We start from the raw sequence: 22,451 nt of genomic DNA, 5'->3' as shown, positions 1-22,451 counted from the left end.
TGTTAGCAATTACATTTGTGCCATGTAGTAACAGCCTGAACAACCAGTACAACCGCCACAGTGGCCGCCTTCTGGAGATACATCACCGTTTTTGCTAGTAGCTTGAGCTGCTTCAAAAATGCTGTTTGAAAAAGACATAATTTCTTCCTTTTTGTTTAATGGTTTTTTATTGAGTTTGACAAGTAGGGCAACCAGTACAGCGGTAACCTTCACACAAATCACCGGGGTGACTTGTAGAGAGCGATGCTGCATGAACGTCATGTTGAAAAGACATAACTTATCCTCTACTCAGTGTGTTTTTTTAATTAAAACTCAGCCTGAGCTTCACAAGCGCGACAGCCTTTACAGCCAGCAATGTCTACATCACCAACGCTTTGGCTAACTTCTGAAATTACAAATAGTGAATTAATCATCATTTATTCCTTTTTTATTAAATAGTTCAATGGAACGTGTTGCTTACAACCCTAATTGGCCGTACTCATACCTTACACTGTCTCGAAAGCTACAAATAAAGTGCGTTCCTTATTCGGTGAGTGGTGCATGTGATACTCACATAAGCGCCAAGCCACCATTCATTTTTATATGGCTGTGCGTAACGCACTGCCTTGTGTGACAAAAAATAGTGTGAATTTACTCATTGACCAGTGCAGCTCAGTGCACTCAAATCAATTCCAGATTCGACCTATCGTTTGACAGGGTGAACTTACAAGATTAAGTGAGCGAACCAAAAGTGAATAAACGTTAACAACCATTAGCAACAACACAAACAAAATGGTAAGTGAATGATATTAAAGCTTTTTAAAATAAAAAAGAGATAAAAGAAGAACAAAAAAAGCAACAGAATAGTGACATTTTAAAACACTAAAAACGCATGGTTAAAAACAGTGCAACCTAAACTTATAAAAACCAACAAGCAGGGGCGATTTGATCTGTCCATTATTTCTGGACACCTGCCTGAATTAAGTACAACCTTCACTTTGGTTTCTTACCTATGACGTATTAAATATGGTTACTTCTTGAAAGCTTGCCTGACAGGTCTTTATCGTTTTTGGCAAACGCAGCAATACAATACGACATGAGAAGTCTTTAACGCCGTTGGCGCCATTTTTACTCCTTCAAATTGAACAGGTATTAAGTGAAATTGGTATAAAGCAAAGTGTGAGCATAGTTGTGATACAGAAGCATGTATAAATGTGGCACAGATAACGTCATATTTGCTCCGTCAAATTGAACAAGCAATAGGTGGTGGTATAGATGGCAACCTCAATTCACACAGCTGACGGTTGCTCCCTGACGAGAAGCCACAAGTCTTTTTCAGCTGTGGCCATATGATTCGATGGTAAGCATAACATTAGCGTCAAAGCACCGTGAAATGGCCGTGACCATACCAAACAAAAGCCCGATAATCGCCTCTATACCAGAGAATCTCGTTGCAGTTGGTTTAGGCTCTGCCCATTTCATCGCGACGGATTGCCATAAGTTTGAATAAACAATTAATTGGTGTGATTAGGGAGTGCGGATCCGACTAACAGAGACTCATTTATAAAGTGTGAATATGGATATCATCACAATACAAGCACCTAAGCCAGCCTACATGGTGAAATACGGACTTGTAATACCAATTTGCTTAATTAAGTGATCTATTTTGAGGCGAGAAAATAGGGTCGATAACAAGGCAAAAATTTTGCTATTTAGTTGTTCTAAATAAGAAATTTTTAACGCCGTTAGCGTCCTATTTGCTCCTTCAAATAGACCAGGTATTAAGTGAAATTGGTATAAAAGTCATTAACCGGGAAAGAAATAGCCATGGCTGCTCAAGGCATGCAGCACAGCCTGTAAGAATGTTGCTGATAAATGTTAGAGAACCGAAATGCCTTTACCTGGCATCTAAAAAAATAAACCCCACTTAAAAAGTGGGGTTTATTATCAGTCTGAAACCCACGTAGAGTGTGGGTTTTTTAAACCAGATAGGTGGCTGCTTATTTGCGCAGCTGGCGTAGAAGACGTAGCTGAGCAAGAGCTTCTTCAAGCTGCATTGCAGCTTGCTGGTAATCCAGCTCGCCTGCAGTGCCTGAAGCCAATTGCGCTTCCGCTTCACGTTTAGCTTCTTCAGCAGCTTGCTCGTCAATTTCTTCCGCACGGATCGCAACGTCAGCAAGGACAGTTACGGTCTTAGGTTGAACTTCCAGCGTACCACCTGCAACATAGATAAACTCTTCAGTGTTATCTTCTGTTACTAAACGTACCATACCAGGTTTTAGGCCAGTCAGTAGTGGTGCGTGACCCGGGTGAATACCCAGCTCACCTTCACTACCTGTCACTTGGATCGCAGTCACGTCGCCAGAGTACAAACTCTTTTCAGCGCTCACTACGTCAAGGCGTACTGTCATTGCCATAACAACCCCCTAATTACATGTTTTTGGCTTTTTCGATCGCTTCGTCGATTGAGCCAACCATGTAGAAAGCCTGCTCTGGCATGTCATCGTATTCACCGTTTAAGATGCCTTTGAAGCCAGAAATAGTGTCTTTCAGTGAAACGTATTTACCAGGTGCACCTGTGAATACCTCAGCAACGAAGAACGGCTGAGACAGGAAACGCTGGATTTTACGTGCACGAGATACAACTTGCTTATCTTCGTCAGATAGCTCGTCCATACCTAGAATTGCGATGATGTCTTTCAGCTCTTTATAACGCTGAAGTACAGTCTGAACGCCACGTGCAGTCTCGTAGTGCTCGTTACCGATTACTAGCGGGTCAAGCTGACGAGATGTTGAATCTAGTGGGTCTACCGCAGGGTAGATACCTAGAGACGCGATATCACGTGAAAGTACAACGGTTGCATCAAGGTGCGCGAACGTCGTTGCTGGTGACGGGTCAGTCAAGTCATCCGCAGGTACGTATACGGCCTGGATTGACGTGATTGAACCAGTCTTAGTCGATGCGATACGCTCCTGTAGTACACCCATCTCTTCTGCAAGAGTTGGCTGATAACCTACCGCTGAAGGCATACGACCTAGTAGTGCAGATACCTCAGTACCCGCCAGCGTGTAACGGTAGATGTTATCTACGAAGAACAGTACGTCACGACCTTCGTCACGGAACTTCTCTGCCATAGTCAGACCAGTCAGAGCAACACGCAGACGGTTACCCGGTGGCTCGTTCATCTGACCGTATACTAGCGATACTTTGTCTAGTACGTTTGAGTCGTTCATCTCATGGTAGAAGTCATTACCCTCACGAGTACGCTCACCAACACCGGCGAATACAGAGTAACCGCTGTGCTCGATTGCGATGTTACGGATAAGTTCCATCATGTTTACGGTTTTACCTACACCAGCACCACCGAACAGACCAACTTTACCACCCTTCGCGAACGGACATACAAGGTCGATTACCTTGATACCTGTTTCAAGTAGCTCAACTGAGCTGCTTTGCTCTTCGTATGAAGGTGCAGCGCGGTGGATTGACCAACGCTCTTCTTCACCGATTGGGCCGGCTTCATCAATTGCGTCACCCAGTACGTTCATGATACGACCAAGTGTTGCTGTACCAACTGGAACCTTGATTGGCTCAGCTGTACCTTCTACTGAAGTACCACGGCGCAGACCGTCAGTACTACCAAGTGCGATACCACGTACCACACCGCCACCTAGCTGCTGTTGCACTTCTAGTGTCAAACCAGCCAGGTCGCCTTCTGTAACTTTTAGTGCGTCATATACGGCTGGCACGTTGTCTTGTGGGAACTCGATGTCCACAACGGCGCCGATAATTTGGACGACCTTACCTAAACTCATGTCTATTCCTCTCGTTAAACTTTGCCGAAGCGTTACACGGCAGCTGAACCAGATACAATCTCACTGATCTCTTGTGTGATTGCAGCCTGACGCGCCTTGTTGTATACCAGCTGTAACTCATCAATCAGGCCACCTGCGTTATCTGTTGCGGCTTTCATCGCAACCATACGGGCAGCTTGCTCAGAGGCAGCATTCTCAACTACACCTTGGTAAACCTGAGACTCAATAAAGCGCACTAGTAGTGTCTCTAGAATCGCCTCTGGGTTTGGCTCATATAAGTAATCCCAAGCGTGAGCTGATACTTCTTCTTCAGCTTTTGGCAAAGGTAATAACTGATCGATAACAGGCTCTTGCTTCATTGTGTTCACAAAGTTGTTGTACACAACGAATAAGCGATCAATTTTGCCTTCTTCGTATGCTTTTAGCATCACTTTAACAGGACCAATTACGTCCTGAACGGAAGGCGCATCTCCTAACCCGGCTTTTTTGGCTTCTAGCTCACCGCCAAAACGCTTAAAGAAACCGGCAGCTTTGCCGCCCAGGGTTGCAAATGTTGCATCAACACCCTTTTCTTTCCACGCTTTAACGTCTTTCGCTACATACTTAAACTCGTTTGAGTTCAAGCCGCCACAAAGACCACGGTCAGTAGAGATAACGATGTAACCTACTCGCTTCACCTCACGCTCAATTAAGAACGGGTGTTGGAAGTCAAGGTTAGCCTGAGCAATACGACCGATCACTTTGCGTAAGTTTTCAGCGTATGGGCGGCTGGACGCGACGCGTTCCTGTGCCTTCTTCATTTTAGAAGCGGCAACCATCTCCATTGCGCTGGTGATCTTCTGAGTATTCTTGATACTCCCGATCTTGCTTTTTATCTCTTTTCCGCTGGCCATGACTCTTTCTCCGAATCTGGGTGAGTAGTTAACTACTCACCTTCATAACACATTACCAAGTTTGCGTAGACTTGAACTTCTCTAGAAGTTCTTTCAGCTGCGCTTCGATCTCGGCGTTGTAGTTACCAGTTTCATTGATTTGAGTCATTAGCGCTGCGTATTCGCTTTTCGCGAATGCGATTAGGCTTGCTTCAAAATCAAGTACTTTGTTGATTTCGATGTCTTGCAGGTAGCCTTTCTCAACAGCGAATAGAGACAGAGACATGTCAGCAACAGACATTGGTGCGTACTGTTTCTGCTTCATTAGCTCTGTTACGCGCTCACCGTGCTCAAGCTGGGCACGTGTTGCATCGTCAAGGTCAGAAGCGAACTGAGAGAACGCCGCTAGTTCACGGTACTGAGCTAGCGCTAGACGGATACCACCACCTAGTTTCTTAACGATTTTAGTTTGCGCTGCACCACCTACACGAGATACCGAGATACCAGCGTTAACAGCTGGACGGATACCTGCGTTGAACAAGTCAGTCTCTAGGAAGATCTGACCGTCGGTGATTGAGATAACGTTGGTAGGTACGAATGCAGAAACGTCACCACCTTGAGTTTCAATGATTGGCAATGCCGTCAATGAACCTGTTTGACCTTTCACTTCACCGTTGGTGAACTTCTCAACGTAATCAGCGTTAACACGTGATGCACGCTCTAGAAGACGTGAGTGAAGGTAGAATACGTCACCTGGGTATGCTTCACGGCCCGGTGGACGCTTAAGTAGTAGTGAGATCTGACGGTAAGCAACAGCTTGCTTAGACAGGTCATCATATACGATTAGCGCGTCTTCACCACGGTCACGGAAGTATTCACCCATAGTACAACCAGAGAACGGTGCCAGGAATTGTAGTGCAGCAGACTCAGATGCTGATGCAACAACAACAATGGTGTTCTCAAGAGCGCCGTGCTCTTCTAGTTTACGTACTACGTTAGCAATGGTCGAAGCTTTCTGACCAACCGCAACGTACACACACTTAACGCCTGTGTCTTTTTGGTTGATGATAGCATCGATAGCCAGTGCTGTTTTACCAGTCTGACGGTCACCGATCACTAGCTCACGCTGACCACGACCAACTGGGATCATAGAGTCGATAGACTTATAACCAGTTTGTACTGGCTCGTCTACTGATTGACGCTCGATTACGCCCGGTGCGATTTTTTCAACTGGCTCAAAACCATCGTTGTCTACCGCGCCTTTACCGTCAATCGGCTCACCTAGTGTGTTTACAACACGACCTAGCAGACCACGGCCTACTGGTACTTCAAGGATACGACCTGTTGATTTAACTTTTACGCCTTCTTTAAGGTCTGCGTATGGACCCATTACTACCGCACCTACTGAGTCGCGCTCAAGGTTCAATGCGATAGCATAACGGTTGCCAGGAAGCTCGATCATCTCACCCTGCATACAGTCAGCAAGACCGTGGATGCGGATGATACCGTCGGTAACAGATACGATAGTACCTTCGTTACGCGCTTCACTTACAACTTCAAACTGCTCAATGCGTTGCTTGATCAGTGCAGAAATTTCTGTGGAATTAAGTTGCATGCTCTTTTTCCCAATTACGATTGTAGCGTCGTCACAAGACGATCTAACTTGCCGCGAATAGAGCCGTCAATGACGGTATCGCCAGCTTTAATGACCAGACCACTTACGATGGTTTCGTCGATGCTACAATTCAGCTTAACTTTGCGTGCGAAACGTTTCTCAAGTGCCGCGACCAATTTTGCTTGCTCTTCTTCGGCAAGCGCTGCTGCTGAAACAACGTTAACGTCGATTTCTTTGTCATAGTCTGCTTTAAGTTCAGCAAACAAATCTGCAACAGCTGGAATGGCGGCTAAACGCTCATTTTCGGCCATCAGCTTGATAAGATTTTGGCCTTGTTCGTCGAGTTGCTCAGCGCATAGCTTGATGAATACATCAGACTGCTCTGCTTCGGTAGCAATGCCACCCAGTAGCAGCTGAACCTGTTCATCGCGGGCCACCTGGCCTGCGAAGAACAGCATTTCATTCCAAGCTTCAACTGTGCCTTTCTCAACGGCAAGTTCAAAAGCCGCTTTAGCGTATGGGCGAGCGATAGTAGTCAATTCAGACATGCTCATACCCTCTACTTAAAGCTCAGCGACAAGTTTTTCAACGATGTCACTGTGTGCGGCTTGATCGATTTCACGCTCTAAAATCTTCTCTGCACCAACCACAGCCAGAGTCGCTACTTGTTGACGTAGCTCTTCTTTCACGCGGTTGCGCTCAGATTCGATCTCAGAGTGTCCCTGAGCAATGATTTTCTCACGCTCTTGCTGACCACGAGTTGTCTCTTCGTCAACAATCAGCGTTGCACGCTTTTTAGCTTGTTCAATGATTTCGCTAGCTTGAGTTTTCGCTTCTTTCAGTTCTTCAGCAGCTTTTTCGCGCGCTTGCTCAAGATCTTTTTCAGCTTTGTCAGAGGCAGCTAATCCATCTTCGATTTTCTTCTGGCGAGCTTCAATCGCACCATTTAGTGGTGGCCATACGAACTTCATACAGAACCATACGAAGACCACAAATGCGATTAATTCACCTATTAGAGTGGCGTTTAAGTTCACGACCGCTCCTCCTTACTTGACAGTTGTTCGTTTCAGGTATTTTGCAATATTAAAGAGCGAACAACATGTACATAGCGATACCTACACCGATCATTGCAACGGCATCGATAAGACCAGCTAGGATGAACATTTTAACTTGTAGTTGAGGCGCAAGCTCAGGCTGACGAGCACATGCTTCTAGGAACTTACCACCCATGTTACCGAAGCCTAGTGCAGTACCGATTGCACCAAAACCGATTAGTAGAGCAACAGCGATAAGTTTAATAGCAACTGCGATTTCCATTTTTATCTCCAAAGTTTCAATAGTAAATTAAAGTTAAAGTTTAAAAAATTCTTTTATTTCAGCTAATTAGTGGCTTTTTGTGCTAGCCATGCTGAGGTAAACGATAGTCAGCATCATAAATACGAATGCTTGCAATACGATTACCATGATGTGGAACACAGCCCATACAAAGTGCAGTGGAAGCTGCATCAGGCCGATTGCACCGATCAGGATGAAGATCATCTCACCTGCATACAAGTTACCGAACAAACGCAGTGCCAGCGAGAAAGGCTTAGCAACCAATGCGATTGTTTCAAGTAGCAAGTTACATGGGATAAGAATTGCCATCACTAATTTGTTCTTAGAGCTGAACGGGTGAAGCGTAAGCTCAGCAATGAAGCCGCCCAGACCTTTGATACGAATTGAATACCCGATCATCAGAATAAATACGCCCAGTGCCAGTGCAGCAGTCATATTCACGTCTGTGGTCGGTACAATCTTCATGTAAACATCATGTGGGTCCATACCAAATGCTTGCTCACCAACGAAGCCAGCGAAAGCAGGTAGGAAATCAACTGGAACCAAATCCATCAAGTTCATTAAGAACACCCAGACAAAGATAGTCAGGGCCAAAGGCGCGATCAGTTTGCTGTTGCCATGGTAAGTGTCTCGCACGTTATCACCAACGAGCTCAACAACCATTTCAATAAAGCACTGGAATTTACCAGGAACACCTGTGGTGGATTTTTTAGCGGCACTTCGGAAGATCCATAAGAATATAAGACCTAAACCGATGGACCATGCGAGGGTATCTATATGCCATGTCCAGAAACCACTGTCCGCACATGCTTTATTGAAGGCCAGACCGGCATCGGTCGAACACATCTTGGCATTGGTCAAGTGGTGCTGAATATGGCTCGATAGAGTCACTTCTTCTGCAGCCATTGTTTTATCCTAAAAGTTAATGATTAAAAAAAATCAGAACCAACCATTGTGTCAGCATCACCAGCATATAAGTGCCGAAAAACGGCAGCATGACGACTGGAAAGTGCTTAAAAATGAGCGCAAAAAGCACAACAGTTAGCAAAAATTTTAATCCGTTTCCTCGTTTCAAAGAGGAATACACTTGATTTGCCTTACTGGCACCCATAAATCGGAATGCATAAGCGGCAAATACAAAATTAGGGAGTACCAGCACCGCACCGCCAGCCAACGCCGACAAGCCTGCTTCCACTCCCCAACCAATAAAAACTATTACTGCAGCAATGATAGCTACGAGACCCTGATACAAAACACCTTTTAATGCGGCACGCCGATATGGGCTTGCTAACGAATGAGTCACTTATAATTAACCTTAATGACGCTAAATTTTATCAGGGCTAGAAAACTGGCGAAATTATACTTATTTCTGCTCAATTTGCAACTTGACGAGACGAAATGTAACGCTTTTCGAGCGCCCATTTCGCCTTAAAAGGTAAGATTACGAGGGTTGTTGAAAATCGGGCTGGATACGCCCCAAAATTCCGTCTAATTCATCTAAATTTGCATAAGAAATCACCAGCTTACCTTTGCCTTTTTGGTTATAATTTATCTCCACTTTGGCCCCCAGGTTCTCTGCTAGCTGTTGCTCAAGCAGTTTAACGTCCGGATCTTTCTCTTTTGCTGGTTTTTTCTCCACGGGCTCTAACATAGCACGCACCAGTTTCTCGGTTTCACGGACCGTTAGTCCTTTAGCGACCGCGGTTCTGGCCGCTTCCGATTGCTGCTCACCGGTCAGTGCAAGTAGACAACGGGCATGACCCATTTCAATATCACCATGTTCCAACAAGATTTTTACATCATCGTTGAGATTATTGAGACGAAGTAAATTGGTCACTGTGGTACGTGACTTGCCTACGGCGTCAGCAACTTGCTGATGGGTTAGTTCAAACTCGTTCAGTAATCGGTCGAGTGCAACGGCTTCTTCCATGGCGTTTAGATCTTCACGCTGAATGTTCTCAATCAGCGCAATGGCCACTGCGGCTTCATCCGCAACATCTTTGATGATACAGGGCACCACATCCAGCTCAGCAAGCTGCGCAGCGCGCCAGCGTCGTTCACCAGCAATGATTTCGAATTGGTTTTCAGCGATCGGGCGCACTACTATCGGTTGTAATACACCTTGTGCCCGGATCGAACTGGCAAGCTCTTCCAGCGCCTGTTCAGACATGTCCTTGCGCGGCTGATATTTACCACGTTGCAAATACTCAATGGGCAACCGTTGTAATTCCTGATCGGTCACCTCATGGTTTTGCGTCGTCTGCTCGGGTTCAACGGCACGCTCGGTGCCCTGGGTTTGTGTGACTTCAGGCTGAGCAGGTTGAGGCGCAGCAGGTTTTGCTGAACTCAACAGGGCATCCAGACCTCGACCCAAACCGCGTTTTTTCACCGACATTATTTTTTCTTCCTCTTAGGCAACAGCTGCTGCTTGTTTTTCCTGACGGCGGAGCATTTCTCCGGCCAATGCCAAATAGGCTTTGGCACCACTGGATGCTCTGTCATAGTACATCGCTGGCGCACCAAAACTCGGCGCTTCTGCCAGACGCACATTGCGTGGGATCACCGTGCGGTATACTTTTTCACCAAAGTGCTGTTTCAGCTGTTCAGATACATCATTCGCCAGGCGGTTACGTGGATCGTACATAGTACGTAAGATCCCCTCAATCTGTAAATGGGGATTGACCAGCTTAGAAAGCTGCGTGATGGTATCCATCAGCGCTGTGAGTCCTTCCAGTGCATAATACTCACACTGCATAGGCACCATAACAGAGTCAGCCGCCGCCATTGCGTTGACCGTCAGCATATTCAAAGAAGGCGGACAATCAATAAAAATAAAATCGTACTGGTCCAGCACCGATTCCAATGCATTACGCAAACGCACTTCGCGGGCGAACAATTCCATCAATTTAACTTCTGCCGCGGTCACATCACCGTTAGCAGCAATTAGATGGTATTCGCCGGACGTTTCTTTGCTGATCACGTCCTGAATGGGGGTCTCTTCGATCAAAAGATCGTAAATGGTTGCTACTTCACCATATTTGTCAACACCGCTGCCCATGGTCGCATTGCCTTGTGGATCCAGGTCAATCAGCAGGACCTTACGCTTGGTCGCAGCCATGGAAGCTGCCAGGTTAACTGCAGTAGTGGTTTTTCCCACACCGCCTTTTTGGTTTGCGATCGCAATGACTCTAGCCACTATGTCCTCGAATACTAGTCTTTTTTCAGAATGATTAAATGACGTTCACCATCCAGCTCGGGGACCTGTAAACTAATATCACGTTCCAGAGTCACACCGGCAGGCAGGCTATCCAGTTCCTGCTGCGGAAACTGACCTTTTAACGCCAGAAAGCGGCTTTCGTCATCGACCAGATGTCCACACCACTGAACCATATCCTGCAAAGAGGCAAATGCACGGCTCAGTACACCGTCTAATTTAACACTTGGTTGATATTCTTCAACACGAGACTGAACGGGTGTGACGTTTTCCAGTCCAAGCGCATGTTTTACCTGGGTTAAAAAACGTACACGCTTACCAAGGCTGTCGAGCAAAACAAAATGCGTATCGGGCAGGGCGATGGCCAGTACAATCCCAGGTAATCCGGGTCCGGTACCCACATCGATGTAATTTTTGCCGCTCAGGTGAGGCGCAACGACTAACGAGTCCATGATGTGTTTAACCATCATTTCTTGTGGATCGCGCACTGAGGTCAGGTTGTAGGCTTTGTTCCATTTATCGAGCAGCCCGACATAATCGACGAGCTGCTGCTTCTGTTGTTCAGTTAGCGTGATGTCCGTACGGGCTAACAGGGCTGTAAGTTGTTCTAATAACACAGTCTTCCGTTTGTTGTTACGCTGACTTGCGTAACAACCCTTGCTTCTTCAGATACACTAATAATAGCGAAATAGCAGCAGGGGTGATACCAGAAATGCGAGACGCCTGGCCGATTGTTTGTGGTCTGGCTTCTGACAGCTTAGCCACCACCTCGTTTGACAGACCGCTGACCTGAGCGTAATCGAACTCAGCCGGTAATAGCGTTTCTTCGTGACGCAGTTGTTTGTTGATCTCATCCTGCTGACGTGCAATATACCCGGCGTACTTAGTCTGTATCTCAACTTGCTCCAGCGCCTGAATATTGTCCTGTTCGCTGGCCAATCCTTCAATCTGCATCAGTGTGTTATAACTGACTTCCGGGCGACGGATCAGATCTTCCAAACTGGCTTCACGGGTCAGTGGCGACTTCAGCAATTCATTCACCTGCACCAGTGCAGGATGATCTTTGTGGATCCAGGTGTTACGCAGTCGCTGCGTTTCCTGCTCCATGACTTCCAGCTTATTGTTGTAAGCTGCCCAGCGCTCATCATCCACTAAACCCAGTTTACGGCCTTGTTCTGTCAGACGCAGGTCGGCGTTGTCTTCACGTAACAGCAAACGGTATTCAGCACGGCTGGTGAACATGCGATACGGTTCTTTGGTCCCTAAGGTTGCCAGGTCATCGATCAAGACTCCGGTATAGGCCTGATCGCGACGCGGTGTCCAGGCATCCAGACCCTTAACTTGCAAGGCCGCATTCATACCGGCGATTAAGCCTTGTGCGCCGGCTTCTTCATATCCGGTGGTACCATTGATTTGGCCAGCAAAGAACAGACCATTAATGAATTTGGTTTCCAAAGATTGCTTCAAGTCACGCGGATCAAAGAAATCATACTCGATGGCGTAACCAGGACGACAAATATGCGCATTTTCAAAACCCTGAATTGAACGCACGATCTCCAGCTGAATATCAAACGGCAAGCTGGTGGAGATCCCGTTTGGATACAGTTCGTAAGAAGTCAGCCCTTCCGGTTCAACAAAGATCTGATGTTTCTCTTTATCAGCAAAACGAACGATCTTATCTTCAATAGAAGGACAATAACGAGGCCCAATTCCTTCGATCACACCGGCATACATAGGTGAGCGATGCAGGTTTTCACGGATCACGTCATGGGTTTTCTCATTGGTATACGTGATGTAGCAAGGGATCTGTTGTGGATGATCCGATGTTTTACCCATAAATGAGAATACCGGCGTTGGCGTATCACCTGGTTGTGCTTGCATCACAGAAAAATCAACAGTGCGTGCATCGATACGAGGTGGTGTGCCTGTTTTTAGCCGATCAACACGGAAGGGCAGTTCACGTAAACGCTGTGCCAATGCAATTGAAGGCGGATCGCCTGCACGGCCACCTTTAAAGTTTTCCAAACCAATGTGGATCTGGCCACCAAGGAAAGTACCGACTGTTAATACTACCGTTTCGGCACTGAAGCGCAGTCCCATTTGGGTAACAACCCCCTTCACCTGATCCTGCTCAACGATCAGATCATCACACGATTGCTGAAAGATCTTCAGGTTTTCTTGGTTTTGCAAAATATCCTGGATCGCCGCTTTATACAGTGTGCGATCTGCCTGAGCACGAGTCGCTCTTACAGCAGGACCTTTAGATGAGTTCAGAGTACGGAACTGGATCCCGCCTTTGTCGATCGCTTTGGCCATTGCGCCACCTAACGCATCGATCTCTTTTACCAGATGACCTTTTCCGATCCCGCCGATTGCTGGGTTACAGGACATCTGTCCCAGGGTGTCCATATTGTGTGTTAACAATAAGGTATTCATGCCCATACGTGCTGCAGCTAATGCTGCCTCAGTACCTGCATGACCACCACCAACAACGATAACGTCAAAATGCTCGTGATAAATCATTTACGGGATCCTACTTACAAACAACCAGCAAATTTCGAAAGGGTGCGTATTCTACCCAGAAAAACGCAGAAGTGAAACGTTTAAATTTTAATCAGGGTCAAAAGGATCACTTAAATATATATAAGGATCTTTTTAAAGATCTTTATTAGATCTTACTATTAGATCAGCCCGGATCTGTGAATAACGATGTATTCCTTATTTGATCCAAAGAGTTAGTTCAGATCATATGGTGTGAATTAGATCGGATCATCACAATGAAAAGCTTTGATCAAAGTGGCTATTTATTCACAGCCCAAGATCCAATGAAAACTATCCAATGGATAAGTATGCTTAGATCCGCAGTTAGATCAAAGGTTATCCACAATGCGATCTAAGAAAGAGTCATTTTGTGAATAACTTCTGTGTAAAAGATCTCATCACTGATCCGCTTATCGGATTAACTGGCCTGATCCAATTGCTGTTTTAATGTGGGCAACCAGGCGATGGCGGCATCTTCCGGCAGTGCTTCATCTTGTACATCGATCTTTAATACCGGTAAAAGCTGCTGTGCGCCTTTATCTGACAATAGCTGCGCACAGTTACTGGCGGCCAGATTAAAGGTGTCATAACTTGAGTCGCCAATACCCACTACGGCAAATTGCACATGGCTCAGATCTTCATGATCAGTCAGTTGCTCTATAAAAGGCAGCAGGTTGTCCGGATAGTCGCCGGCACCATAAGTAGATGTGACCACCAGCCACAAAGAATGCTGACAGGCACTCAGGTCCGGTTGTTCATGCAGTTGCGTGTTGAATTCACTGGCATCAAGCTGCTCGGCAAGCTGTTCTGCAACGTACTCTGCGGAGCCCATTTGGCTACCTATGATGATCTCAATATTGCGCATGCGGCGTTAGATCCTGATTACTGACTCTGGGCGTATTCGCGACATCTTAATGACCTTCACAGAGAAGTAAAGTCTTGATCTGAGTTTGGGATAAAAAAATCTAGCGCAATTAGTAATCAAATTACACAATTTTAAAATTAATGCATATCAATCAGTGGTTTAATAAAATATTCCAAATACTAACCCGGTGTGCTTGTTGTGGATAAACCGCGAATATCCTGATGCTTTTTGGGGTTATCAGGCCCTACAGAAATGCCTGTAAAGGGTCAAAAGCAGGGTAATTTTTAGCTTGTGGATAGATTCTGGTGCATAAGGCGATCTGATCGTCTTTTCATGACAAGAAAGAGGATCTATAAAGTTTGATCTATATAATGAAATAATCTAAAAAATGGCGATCTTTTTCACATAGTTGACAGGATCGGGTGTTTGGCGTTGCTGTTTATGTTGTACAGCCACCTCTAAATGATGGTGTGATGTGAGTAATTTTGCTCGCCAGAGCACTGTTTGCGACACCGATGTTCCTTTATGAAATACAAATATTGACAGAAATGCGCGGTTTTTCATCAATTACTCACAGTTTGCAGTGTGATCTGAGCATAATCTAGGCGCAGTTTTCAAAGGAGCAAACGGATGAAATCACTCAACTTGGGCGCTGCGCTGATCTGTATCGGTGTGCTGAGCGCATGTGTTAGCCGCAATGAACGGCCGACCATTACCATTGAACAACCTGAATTGACGGCAATCGCGATGACTCAGGTGACGCTGGCAGCCAGGGTCACTGATAAGGATGATAACCTGAAGTCAATCGCCTGGCGTCAGGTCTCAGGGCCGGATGATGCTGTGCTACATGTATCGAGTGATCAGGCACAAAGTATCGATGTACGCCTTCCCACAGCCGCTGGCGAATATACTTTTGAGATCACTGCCACGGATGAGCTTGATGTCTATCAGAGCAAACGTTTCACTGTGATCGTAAAGTCGCTGCAAGAAACCGTCTTTGTGCAACTTGATGATTTGTTATTGCAGATTTACGAAGCGGATAAAGCCTTGATCCCTGGCATCCAGGCCCTGATAGATTTCAATCAGGATGGAGTTGTGTGGCGAGGTGCTGTTGGCTATCGGGATGCACAGCAGACTCAGGTGTTAAAAACAGATACGCCGTTTCGCATTGCCAGTATTTCTAAGTTATTAAGTGCAGCAGTGACCTTTTCCATGATTGACGAAGGACTATTTACGCTGGATACGCCGATCACAGCGTTGATCTCGCCAGAGGATATGCCCTTGGGTTATAGCATCGAGGACTTGCATGTTGCTCAGGGCGTGAAACGTGGGGGATCACTTACGATCCGGCAACTATTAGATCAAAGTACCGGGATCCGTGATTTTATTTCCTATTTGCATGACCCGTTAGCGCCTGACACGCGTTCATTTATTGCGGCACTGCAAGGCGGTGAAGATGATATTCCGGCGCTATGGCGCTCTGATTTGCTTATTGCCGATCTGCTAGAGCGTGGTTTAACACAAAACCTGGAGGCTATGCCGGGAGAAAAACACCTGTATGGCAACAGTAATACCGATTTACTCGCCTGGGCACTGGAAAAGCACACCAAAAAGCGCTTTGAGCAGCTGTTATATGAGCGTGTGTTGCAGCCGCTCGGTATGGACAACACTTATATGGATCGGCATGAACCGATGCGTGGTTCAGAGCAGATAGCGCACCACTACTTTTATATTCCTGAACATGAGGAGATCCCCTCTGAACTGAGTGGTAATCACAATGTAGTTGCACTTGAGGTGAATACCTCTTTTGCCTGGGCTGGCGGCGGGATGGTCTCCACACTGGATGATCTCAATGTGTTCATGACGGCTCTTCATCAGGGGCATTTGGTTGAGGAGCCTCAGTTACAAAAGGAAATTGCCGAGCACTGGCTGAGCGAAGTGCCTGAAGAGGGCGTTCAGGAACATTATGGCCTGGCGCAGGAGCGGTTTGATTTTGAGGGCTATTCCACAATCGGACATTCTGGGTTCTGGGGCACTAACGCAACATTTGTTGAGCCGCTGGCGATCCGTATGGTCACGGCAAGCCATCAGGTATCTGCGGAGAGTTTTTATGAATTTGAGCAAGCTGCCATTGCGTTATTTCATGAACTGGGCATAAAAGGCGTGGCGCCGCTCACTAAAGATACTCAGTGACGGAAGAGTAAGACGCACCTAAGCGGTGCGTCTTAGTATTGTATTACTTACCAATACAGAAAGAGCTGAAGATCTTACCCAGCAAGTCGTCGGAGGTGAATTCACCGGTGATTTCATTAAGGTATTGTTGTGTGAGTCGCAGTTCTTCAGCCAGGATCTCGCCGGCAATGTGCATTTCCAGCTGAGTCTGGCCAATCTCCAGATGTTCTGCGGCACGTTCCAGCGCGTCGAGGTGACGGCGACGTGCCATAAAGCCACCTTCGGTTGCACCGGTAAAGCCGATACAGGCCTTGAGATGTTCACGCAACAGATCAATCCCTGTGCTGTCTTTGGCACTGAGGCGGATCAGGGCATGACCATGATCGTGACTGGTACCGGTCTGTTCACCACTGAGGTCTACTTTATTGCGGATCACGGTGATGTCCATGCCGGCAGGCAGTTGTTCAATAAACTCTGGCCAGATCCGGGCAGGATCGGTTTCATTGGTTTCGGTACCGTCAACCATAAATAGCACGTGATCTGCGGCGCGGATCTCATCCCAGGCACGCTCAATACCGATTTGTTCCACTTTATCCGGACTGTCACGCAGGCCTGCTGTGTCAATGATGTGCAGCGGCATGCCATCAATATGGATATGTTCTCTCAGTACATCCCGGGTGGTGCCGGCAATATCGGTGACAATAGCAGCTTCACGGCCTGCCAGCGCATTGAGCAGTGATGATTTACCTGCATTTGGCCGACCCGCGATCACCACTTTCATGCCTTCACGCATAATGCTGCCTTGCTTGGCCTGTTGGCGCACCACACTGAGCTGCGCGATGATGGCGTTCAGGTCGCCAGCCACTTTGCCATCAGAGAGAAAGTCGATTTCTTCATCCGGAAAGTCAATGGCTGCTTCCACATACATGCGTAAATGGATCACTTGTTCCACCAGCGCATTGATGTGTTTTGAAAAGTCACCTTGCAGTGAGTGCAGGGCACTTTTCGCCGCTTGCTCGCTGGTTGCATTGATCAGATCGGCAATGGCTTCGGCCTGAGTCAGATCCAGCTTATCATTCATAAATGCGCGTTCAGAGAATTCACCGGGTTTGGCGAGTCGCACGCCTTCGACCTGGCTGATCTCTTTAAGCAGCATGTCCAGCACCACCGGACCACCATGGCCCTGAAGCTCAAGCACATCTTCGCCGGTAAAGGAGTTTGGACCTTTAAAGAACAGCGCAATGCCCTGATCCAGTTGCTCTCCCTGAAGTGTCTGGAATGGCAGGTATTCCGCATAGCGGGTTTTTGGGCATTTTCCGAGTATTTTGTGCGCGACCTGCTCAGCCAGAGTACCTGAAATTCGAATTATGCCGACGCCGCCCCGACCCGGTGCGGTTGCCTGTGCAGCGATGGTGTCTTGTGCGATCATTATGACCCTTGAAAGCAAACTCTAATTATCGCTAAGTGTACAGCAAACGTGCGCTGTGAGGTATAGTAGAGGTGGTTCAGATATAAGGATATCCACTGTGGTTGCTTTCGCTCAGTTTCATTTTGATGCAGATAAACAGATATTAAGCCATGCGCAACAAGTTGTGCCATTACGACCTAAAGTTGCTCAATTACTGCGGTTTTTATTGGCCCGTCCACAGCAAGTGATCGCGCGTGAGACGTTGCTGGATGCTTTATGGCAACATGGTGAATATCGTGATGCAGCGTTGACGCAAAGTATGGCTGAGCTGCGCCAGGCACTGGGAGATGATGCACAACAGCCGAGGTTTATCCGCACCGTACCGCAGCAGGGCTATCAATGGATCTGCCCACTTACTCAAGTGAACCGCAATAAGCGCTGCATGATATGGGCGACTTTTTTGAGTATCGCGCTGTTGATTATCGGGGGAGTCATTGGTTATGCCAGTCAATCTGCGCCTAAGCCTGTTATGGCGCAGGAGGCGCGACCTGCTTTGACCATTTTGCCGCTGAACAATGATACCGAAGTGGCCGCCAATGCGTGGTGGGGGTATGCATTGCATGCAGCACTGGTGGCACGCTTGCAATCTGACTATCAGCTAGTCCCGCCTGCCCAGCAGGCAGAAGTGAATAGTAACAAACAGGTAGCGCTCACCTTGTCCCGTCAGCAACAGCGTTATGTACTGACCATCAACTCCGCAGGGCAACAGCATAAGATAGTGGTTGAGCAGCTTGATATGGCGTTTGACAGCGTGGCAGATCAGGTCATTGCTGCACTGAACTTATTGCCTGACGGACACGCCAGCCAGACCCGTCGGAGTGAGACAGCATCCCAGGACTATTACCGTGGCTTGCAGGCCCTGGACGAACAAGGCAGCAGACTGGCAAAGTCATATTTTGAGGCTGCCTTGACCCAACATCCTCAGCATCTGGCTGCGCAGCTCGAATTGGCCCGCATTACCTGGCAACAGGGAGAGCTGGCACAGGCCAGCGCAGTGTTTACCAGCATGGACGTGAGTAACGCGGCGCCTGCAATTAAGGTGCGCTATTATCTGTATCATGCAGAGCTCAGCAAGGCGCAGGCTCATTACGTTCAGGCACTGACAGATGTGCAGTTGGGGCTGGATCTTGCGCAGCGTCATCAACTATTGGAGCAACTGGCTACGGCGTATCAGTTGCAGGCCGATCTGCTGTGGTTGGATCAACAGTGGGATGCACACAGTAAGGCCCTGAACTCGGCATATGCCCTAATTGGCAGCCGCGCACTGGCTTATCAGGATGCGCAGCGTGCGTTTTACCTGGCTAACCCGCCTGTTGCCGGGCCTGAAGAAAAGCGCTTACTGGATCTTCAAAGCAGCCGAGAAGTGTTACACAATACAATCACCTACTATCGCCAGTCGCCGCAGCGTTTGCTGCTGGCACGCGCTTTGTTTGCTTATGGCCAGAATTATCTGGTGCCAGTTGTTGAAAGTGAACCCAGTTTACTGGAAGCGCTGGAGATTGCATCCAATCTGGGCGAAGACTATCTAAGAAAGCAAATACTTACTTACCTTGGCTTCTATTATATTCAGCTTCACCGAGGGGATGAGGCCCTTACGTATCTGGCGCAGGTTGAGCCGGATCCCCTGTGGCTCCCTCAGTATGAATTGCACTGGTTACTGCGTGGCATGGCCATCATGGATGGTGCGCTCACTCACAGTGACGCGCCGGGGTTGGCCAGTGCCATAGAGACATTTGAGCAACTGTTGGCCTGGGATAAAGTCTCTGTAATGACCGCAGCACATGCTCAGTTGATGCTGGGTTGGAGTCTGATAAGACAAGGTGAGCTGGAACAGGCTGAAGCACATGTCATGCAAGCACGGGCAGTGTATCAGCGGCTGAACCTGGCAGATACGCTGAGTTATACCCGTTATACTCAGATGTATATCCGTTTATTGCGCGGTGACGCCGAGGCTGCACTGGCCGTGATAGTCGATCCGCATAATGCCAGTCACCTGGAGCTGTTGTATGGCGCGGCGGCGGCCTGGTTCGTTCAGGACAACACTTTGTCATATCAGTTGAGCGAGCTGCTTGCTGCACGGGAGCACAGTGATGCTCTGATCGCGCAGCTGAGTCAGATCAGGGCAGGATCAGAGCATACTTTCCAGTTAGTCAGTACAATCCTGGATAAGCCTTATAGCGTTTATTGTCAGAGCAACTGGGCACTATAAGGGAAAAGACGGTACCCGGTTAGCCCGGTAAATCACTTTACCTTGTTTGTTTTGCACCACCCAGTAGGGCAACTCGGTCACCGCAAAGTAGCGAAACAGCTGATTGTGGCTGTCGAAGAGTATTTCATGATTTACTTTGAAGCGCTGTTGGTAGGCGATGACCTGAGCTTGATCGACATAAAATGGTTTGATCACGCTCACTACCGGGTAGTTAATCTGCTCTGACAGGTGGTTATTTTGTGCGATCCTGCGTTCACAATCCGGTATATGCTGAAATGGACACAGGCTGTCACTGAAGAACAATACCCGAAAATCAGCATCGGGTGCAGTGGGATCAAAGCGCTGTCCGGACAAGCTATGGAGTGCTTCTTCTCGCGGGGAAGTATCAATGAGGGCTGTTGCTGGCATTGTGCCCAGTGCCTCCCGTTGTTGCACTTGATCCTGTTCAACCACCAGCCGATAAGGGGTCTGCCTGACGCCATAGCGGATCGCCAGTTGATTGTGGGTGTCGATTTGTAGCGTGGCATAGCCTGGAAACAGGGCGGTAAACTGCTCCACACTGGCTTGATCTATGTTGATGTCCGGGTGAATGAAGCGGCGCTCTATACCCGACTGTTGAGGGGGGAAGGCGGTTTGCTGCATATATTCATCCCAGATGGTAATAAAAATATATTCAATGGATGAAGCGGCGGCCCGCTGACTGAGTATGAGCATAGTCAGACTCAGCAATAGGGTGATCGGGTTTAGCAATTTCATGGTTTTACTCCTGACTGTGTTGCCAGGTGTTGTTTAAGCTCATCGGTCAGCAGGGCGCTGCGATAAATTTCTGTGCCATTGGCATCGAGTAAAATGTGCTGAGGCGTACCTGTGACCTGATACTGATGTGTGATGTCACCTGTGGCATCGAACACCACAGGAAACGGGTAGTCATGGCGCTTTATATAGGTTTTGATACCCTGAATGGTCTGGTTAAAGCCGACATTCACAGCGATGACCTGATAGCGGCCCTGACTTTGTTCATAGGCTTGTTGAAGGTGGGGCATTTCTTCAACGCAGTAAGCGCACCAGGTAGCCCAGAACTTCAGATAAGTTATTTTCCCTTTACTTGATATCGCCTGGCCTTGCAACGTATCAGCCTGTAAAGGGGGATACGATTTGGCAGTGGCCGTGACTGAGAGTGCCAGTAGTAAGATGCCTGTGAGGATTTTCGTCATGATGGTCTCCATAATGGTTTCCTTGCGTTATAGCCAGCTTTTGCCAGCCTGAATAAGAAAATATTGCGCCATGAGCAGCAGAAGTAGTGCGCTGGCAGTGGGGACATGCGTGAGCCAGGCGCCCGCGCGGGGCAAACGAGCCAGAAACTGACTGCTCAAGCCGGCCAGCAGCAACAGGCTGCTCATGCCCAGGGCGAAACTAAATAGCAGCAGAGCGCCAAATAGCAGGTGTCCGCTGGTGGCAACAAACAGCATTAAGCCCCCGAGCACCGGAGAGGTACACGGCGCTGCGACCAGTGCACTGGTCATGCCCATCAGCAATGGACCCTGTGTGCCTCGAAATCCCAGGCCAGAGAAGTGCGGAAAAGTCAGCCACCCTTTATTCACCAGTGCCAGATAAATGAGCACATTGGCAAAGCCAACCTGTATCCAGGGGTTGGATGCAACCACACCAAACAAGCTGCCACTCCAGGCTGCGATGCCGCCCAGTAGTGCGTAGATTGCGGCAAAGCCGAGACAATACTGAAGCGGTGCCAGTGTTTGGGTGCGATATCGGGTGAGGGTGGCCAGCGTAATGGGCAATAGTGGATAGACACAGGGTGTAAAGCTGGTTAGTACACCACTAAACAAAGCCAGAGGCAGCAGCCACCAGCTGAGGTGTGCGGTGTGTAATGCGTCCAACAGAGAGAGGTCAAACATAGTGTGCTCGTTAAGTTGTAAAGAGTGAGCACAGCATGCAATGCAAGCGCCGATCCCCCTATCAAAGTGACCTAAAATTATCCTCAAAATTTATCAACATCTTGATTCTAATGATTAAGCTGAAAGAACTTAGTTGTGAGACTGTGAGACTGTGAGACTGTGAGACTGTGAGACTGTGAGACTGTGAGACTGTGAGACTGTGAGACTGAGCGACAAAGTGACTGAGCTGGACCACAAACAACGCATTAAAGTATTGGCCGATAAAGCCGCCCCACTGGCACGTCTGGGTGGTGGGGAGTACTCAGGGATCACAGCCCCATTTGCGAAGTCAGACCGGCTTAAAGCTCGGTAATGAAACCAGGGCTCATTTTCTTTCGATGTACGCTTGAGCCCTCACATCTCAAGCTCTTTTGGTGAAGTGCTCACTCACGATAACCCTCTGTATTTCAGAA

22 protein-coding genes are annotated in these 22,451 nt (G+C 47.7%); 3 read left to right on the top strand and 19 right to left on the bottom strand.

Annotated elements, in window-relative coordinates; genetic code table 11:
- Positions 1-9: 9 nt before the first annotated feature.
- From IY568_RS20950 to mioC, 15 genes are all read right to left on the bottom strand, one after another.
- Positions 10-252, bottom strand: coding sequence for a hypothetical protein (locus tag IY568_RS20950; protein WP_138538123.1), 243 nt, complete (start codon positions 250-252; stop codon positions 10-12).
- Positions 253-1,979: 1,727 nt separating this feature from the next.
- Complete coding sequence (locus IY568_RS20945) at positions 1,980-2,396, bottom strand: F0F1 ATP synthase subunit epsilon (RefSeq protein ID WP_125561149.1); 417 nt, start codon at positions 2,394-2,396, stop codon at positions 1,980-1,982.
- Positions 2,397-2,409: 13 nt separating this feature from the next.
- Entirely contained in the window at positions 2,410-3,795 is a 1,386-nt protein-coding gene (gene atpD / locus IY568_RS20940) for a F0F1 ATP synthase subunit beta (protein ID WP_010384876.1), read from the bottom strand.
- Positions 3,796-3,827: 32 nt separating this feature from the next.
- Positions 3,828-4,688, bottom strand: a complete 861-nt coding sequence (gene atpG / locus IY568_RS20935) for a F0F1 ATP synthase subunit gamma (RefSeq protein ID WP_010384875.1) — start codon at positions 4,686-4,688, stop codon at positions 3,828-3,830.
- Positions 4,689-4,740: 52 nt separating this feature from the next.
- A complete protein-coding gene (atpA, locus tag IY568_RS20930; protein WP_010384874.1) occupies positions 4,741-6,282 on the bottom strand; it encodes a F0F1 ATP synthase subunit alpha in 1,542 nt (513 codons plus the stop codon).
- A gap of 14 nt (positions 6,283-6,296) precedes the next feature.
- Positions 6,297-6,830, bottom strand: a complete 534-nt coding sequence (atpH, locus tag IY568_RS20925) for a F0F1 ATP synthase subunit delta (RefSeq protein WP_010384873.1) — start codon at positions 6,828-6,830, stop codon at positions 6,297-6,299.
- Positions 6,831-6,845: 15 nt separating this feature from the next.
- Complete coding sequence (gene atpF, locus IY568_RS20920; protein ID WP_010384872.1) at positions 6,846-7,316, bottom strand: F0F1 ATP synthase subunit B; 471 nt, start codon at positions 7,314-7,316, stop codon at positions 6,846-6,848.
- 49 nt (positions 7,317-7,365) lie between these two features.
- Entirely contained in the window at positions 7,366-7,599 is a 234-nt protein-coding gene (gene atpE / locus IY568_RS20915) for a F0F1 ATP synthase subunit C (RefSeq protein WP_008222392.1), read from the bottom strand.
- Positions 7,600-7,665: 66 nt separating this feature from the next.
- On the bottom strand, positions 7,666-8,523 hold the full coding sequence (atpB, locus tag IY568_RS20910; protein WP_010384870.1) for a F0F1 ATP synthase subunit A: 858 nt from the start codon (positions 8,521-8,523) through the stop codon (positions 7,666-7,668).
- A 16-nt stretch (positions 8,524-8,539) separates the two neighbouring features.
- The gene (locus IY568_RS20905; protein ID WP_125561151.1) at positions 8,540-8,920 is read right to left on the bottom strand and encodes an ATP synthase subunit I; all 381 of its coding nucleotides are present in this window, start codon (positions 8,918-8,920) and stop codon (positions 8,540-8,542) included.
- 138 nt (positions 8,921-9,058) lie between these two features.
- Complete coding sequence (locus tag IY568_RS20900; RefSeq protein WP_125561153.1) at positions 9,059-10,012, bottom strand: ParB/RepB/Spo0J family partition protein; 954 nt, start codon at positions 10,010-10,012, stop codon at positions 9,059-9,061.
- 15 nt (positions 10,013-10,027) lie between these two features.
- Positions 10,028-10,813, bottom strand: coding sequence for a ParA family protein (locus IY568_RS20895; protein WP_010384867.1), 786 nt, complete (start codon positions 10,811-10,813; stop codon positions 10,028-10,030).
- 14 nt (positions 10,814-10,827) lie between these two features.
- Entirely contained in the window at positions 10,828-11,448 is a 621-nt protein-coding gene (rsmG, locus tag IY568_RS20890) for a 16S rRNA (guanine(527)-N(7))-methyltransferase RsmG (RefSeq protein WP_125561155.1), read from the bottom strand.
- A 16-nt stretch (positions 11,449-11,464) separates the two neighbouring features.
- Positions 11,465-13,354, bottom strand: coding sequence for a tRNA uridine-5-carboxymethylaminomethyl(34) synthesis enzyme MnmG (gene mnmG, locus IY568_RS20885; RefSeq protein ID WP_194868559.1), 1,890 nt, complete (start codon positions 13,352-13,354; stop codon positions 11,465-11,467).
- Between the two features lie 436 nt (positions 13,355-13,790).
- Complete coding sequence (gene mioC / locus IY568_RS20880) at positions 13,791-14,237, bottom strand: FMN-binding protein MioC (protein ID WP_125561159.1); 447 nt, start codon at positions 14,235-14,237, stop codon at positions 13,791-13,793.
- 630 nt (positions 14,238-14,867) lie between these two features.
- On the opposite strand from mioC, the gene IY568_RS20875 reads away from it, so the two are divergent.
- Positions 14,868-16,430, top strand: coding sequence for a serine hydrolase domain-containing protein (locus IY568_RS20875; RefSeq protein WP_194868558.1), 1,563 nt, complete (start codon positions 14,868-14,870; stop codon positions 16,428-16,430).
- A 43-nt stretch (positions 16,431-16,473) separates the two neighbouring features.
- Here the strand turns inward: IY568_RS20875 and mnmE are convergent, their stop codons facing one another.
- Positions 16,474-17,838 (bottom strand): tRNA uridine-5-carboxymethylaminomethyl(34) synthesis GTPase MnmE, encoded by a 1,365-nt coding sequence (gene mnmE, locus IY568_RS20870; RefSeq protein WP_125561163.1) that lies wholly within the window; start codon positions 17,836-17,838, stop codon positions 16,474-16,476.
- A 97-nt stretch (positions 17,839-17,935) separates the two neighbouring features.
- Between mnmE and IY568_RS20865 the strand changes: the two genes are divergently transcribed.
- The gene (locus IY568_RS20865) at positions 17,936-20,086 is read left to right on the top strand and encodes a winged helix-turn-helix domain-containing protein (protein ID WP_194868557.1); all 2,151 of its coding nucleotides are present in this window, start codon (positions 17,936-17,938) and stop codon (positions 20,084-20,086) included.
- On the opposite strand, the gene IY568_RS20860 is transcribed toward IY568_RS20865, so the two are convergent.
- Genes IY568_RS20860 through IY568_RS20850 form a run of 3 tightly spaced genes read right to left on the bottom strand, consistent with a single transcriptional unit; the run spans position 20,081 to position 21,999 of the window.
- A complete protein-coding gene (locus tag IY568_RS20860; RefSeq protein ID WP_228553485.1) occupies positions 20,081-20,842 on the bottom strand; it encodes a TlpA family protein disulfide reductase in 762 nt (253 codons plus the stop codon). The genes IY568_RS20865 and IY568_RS20860 overlap by 6 nt on opposite strands.
- The gene (locus tag IY568_RS20855) at positions 20,839-21,300 is read right to left on the bottom strand and encodes a TlpA family protein disulfide reductase (protein WP_194868556.1); all 462 of its coding nucleotides are present in this window, start codon (positions 21,298-21,300) and stop codon (positions 20,839-20,841) included. The genes IY568_RS20860 and IY568_RS20855 overlap by 4 nt, the downstream gene beginning before the upstream one ends.
- A gap of 27 nt (positions 21,301-21,327) precedes the next feature.
- The gene (locus IY568_RS20850) at positions 21,328-21,999 is read right to left on the bottom strand and encodes a cytochrome c biogenesis protein CcdA (protein WP_138539809.1); all 672 of its coding nucleotides are present in this window, start codon (positions 21,997-21,999) and stop codon (positions 21,328-21,330) included.
- A gap of 199 nt (positions 22,000-22,198) precedes the next feature.
- Here IY568_RS20850 and IY568_RS20845 point away from each other — a divergent pair, with 199 nt between their 5' ends.
- Positions 22,199-22,351 carry a hypothetical protein gene (locus tag IY568_RS20845; RefSeq protein ID WP_194868579.1) on the top strand — a complete coding sequence of 51 codons (153 nt, stop codon included), beginning with the start codon at positions 22,199-22,201 and terminating at the stop codon, positions 22,349-22,351.
- Positions 22,352-22,451: the final 100 nt, after the last annotated feature.

Source organism: Pseudoalteromonas sp. PPB1 (genome assembly GCF_015356275.1).
In the GTDB taxonomy this organism is placed as follows: domain Bacteria; phylum Pseudomonadota; class Gammaproteobacteria; order Enterobacterales; family Alteromonadaceae; genus Pseudoalteromonas; species Pseudoalteromonas rubra_D.
The sequence above is the reverse complement of the archived record's forward strand: the minus strand, read 5'-3'. Positions and strand labels throughout refer to the sequence as shown.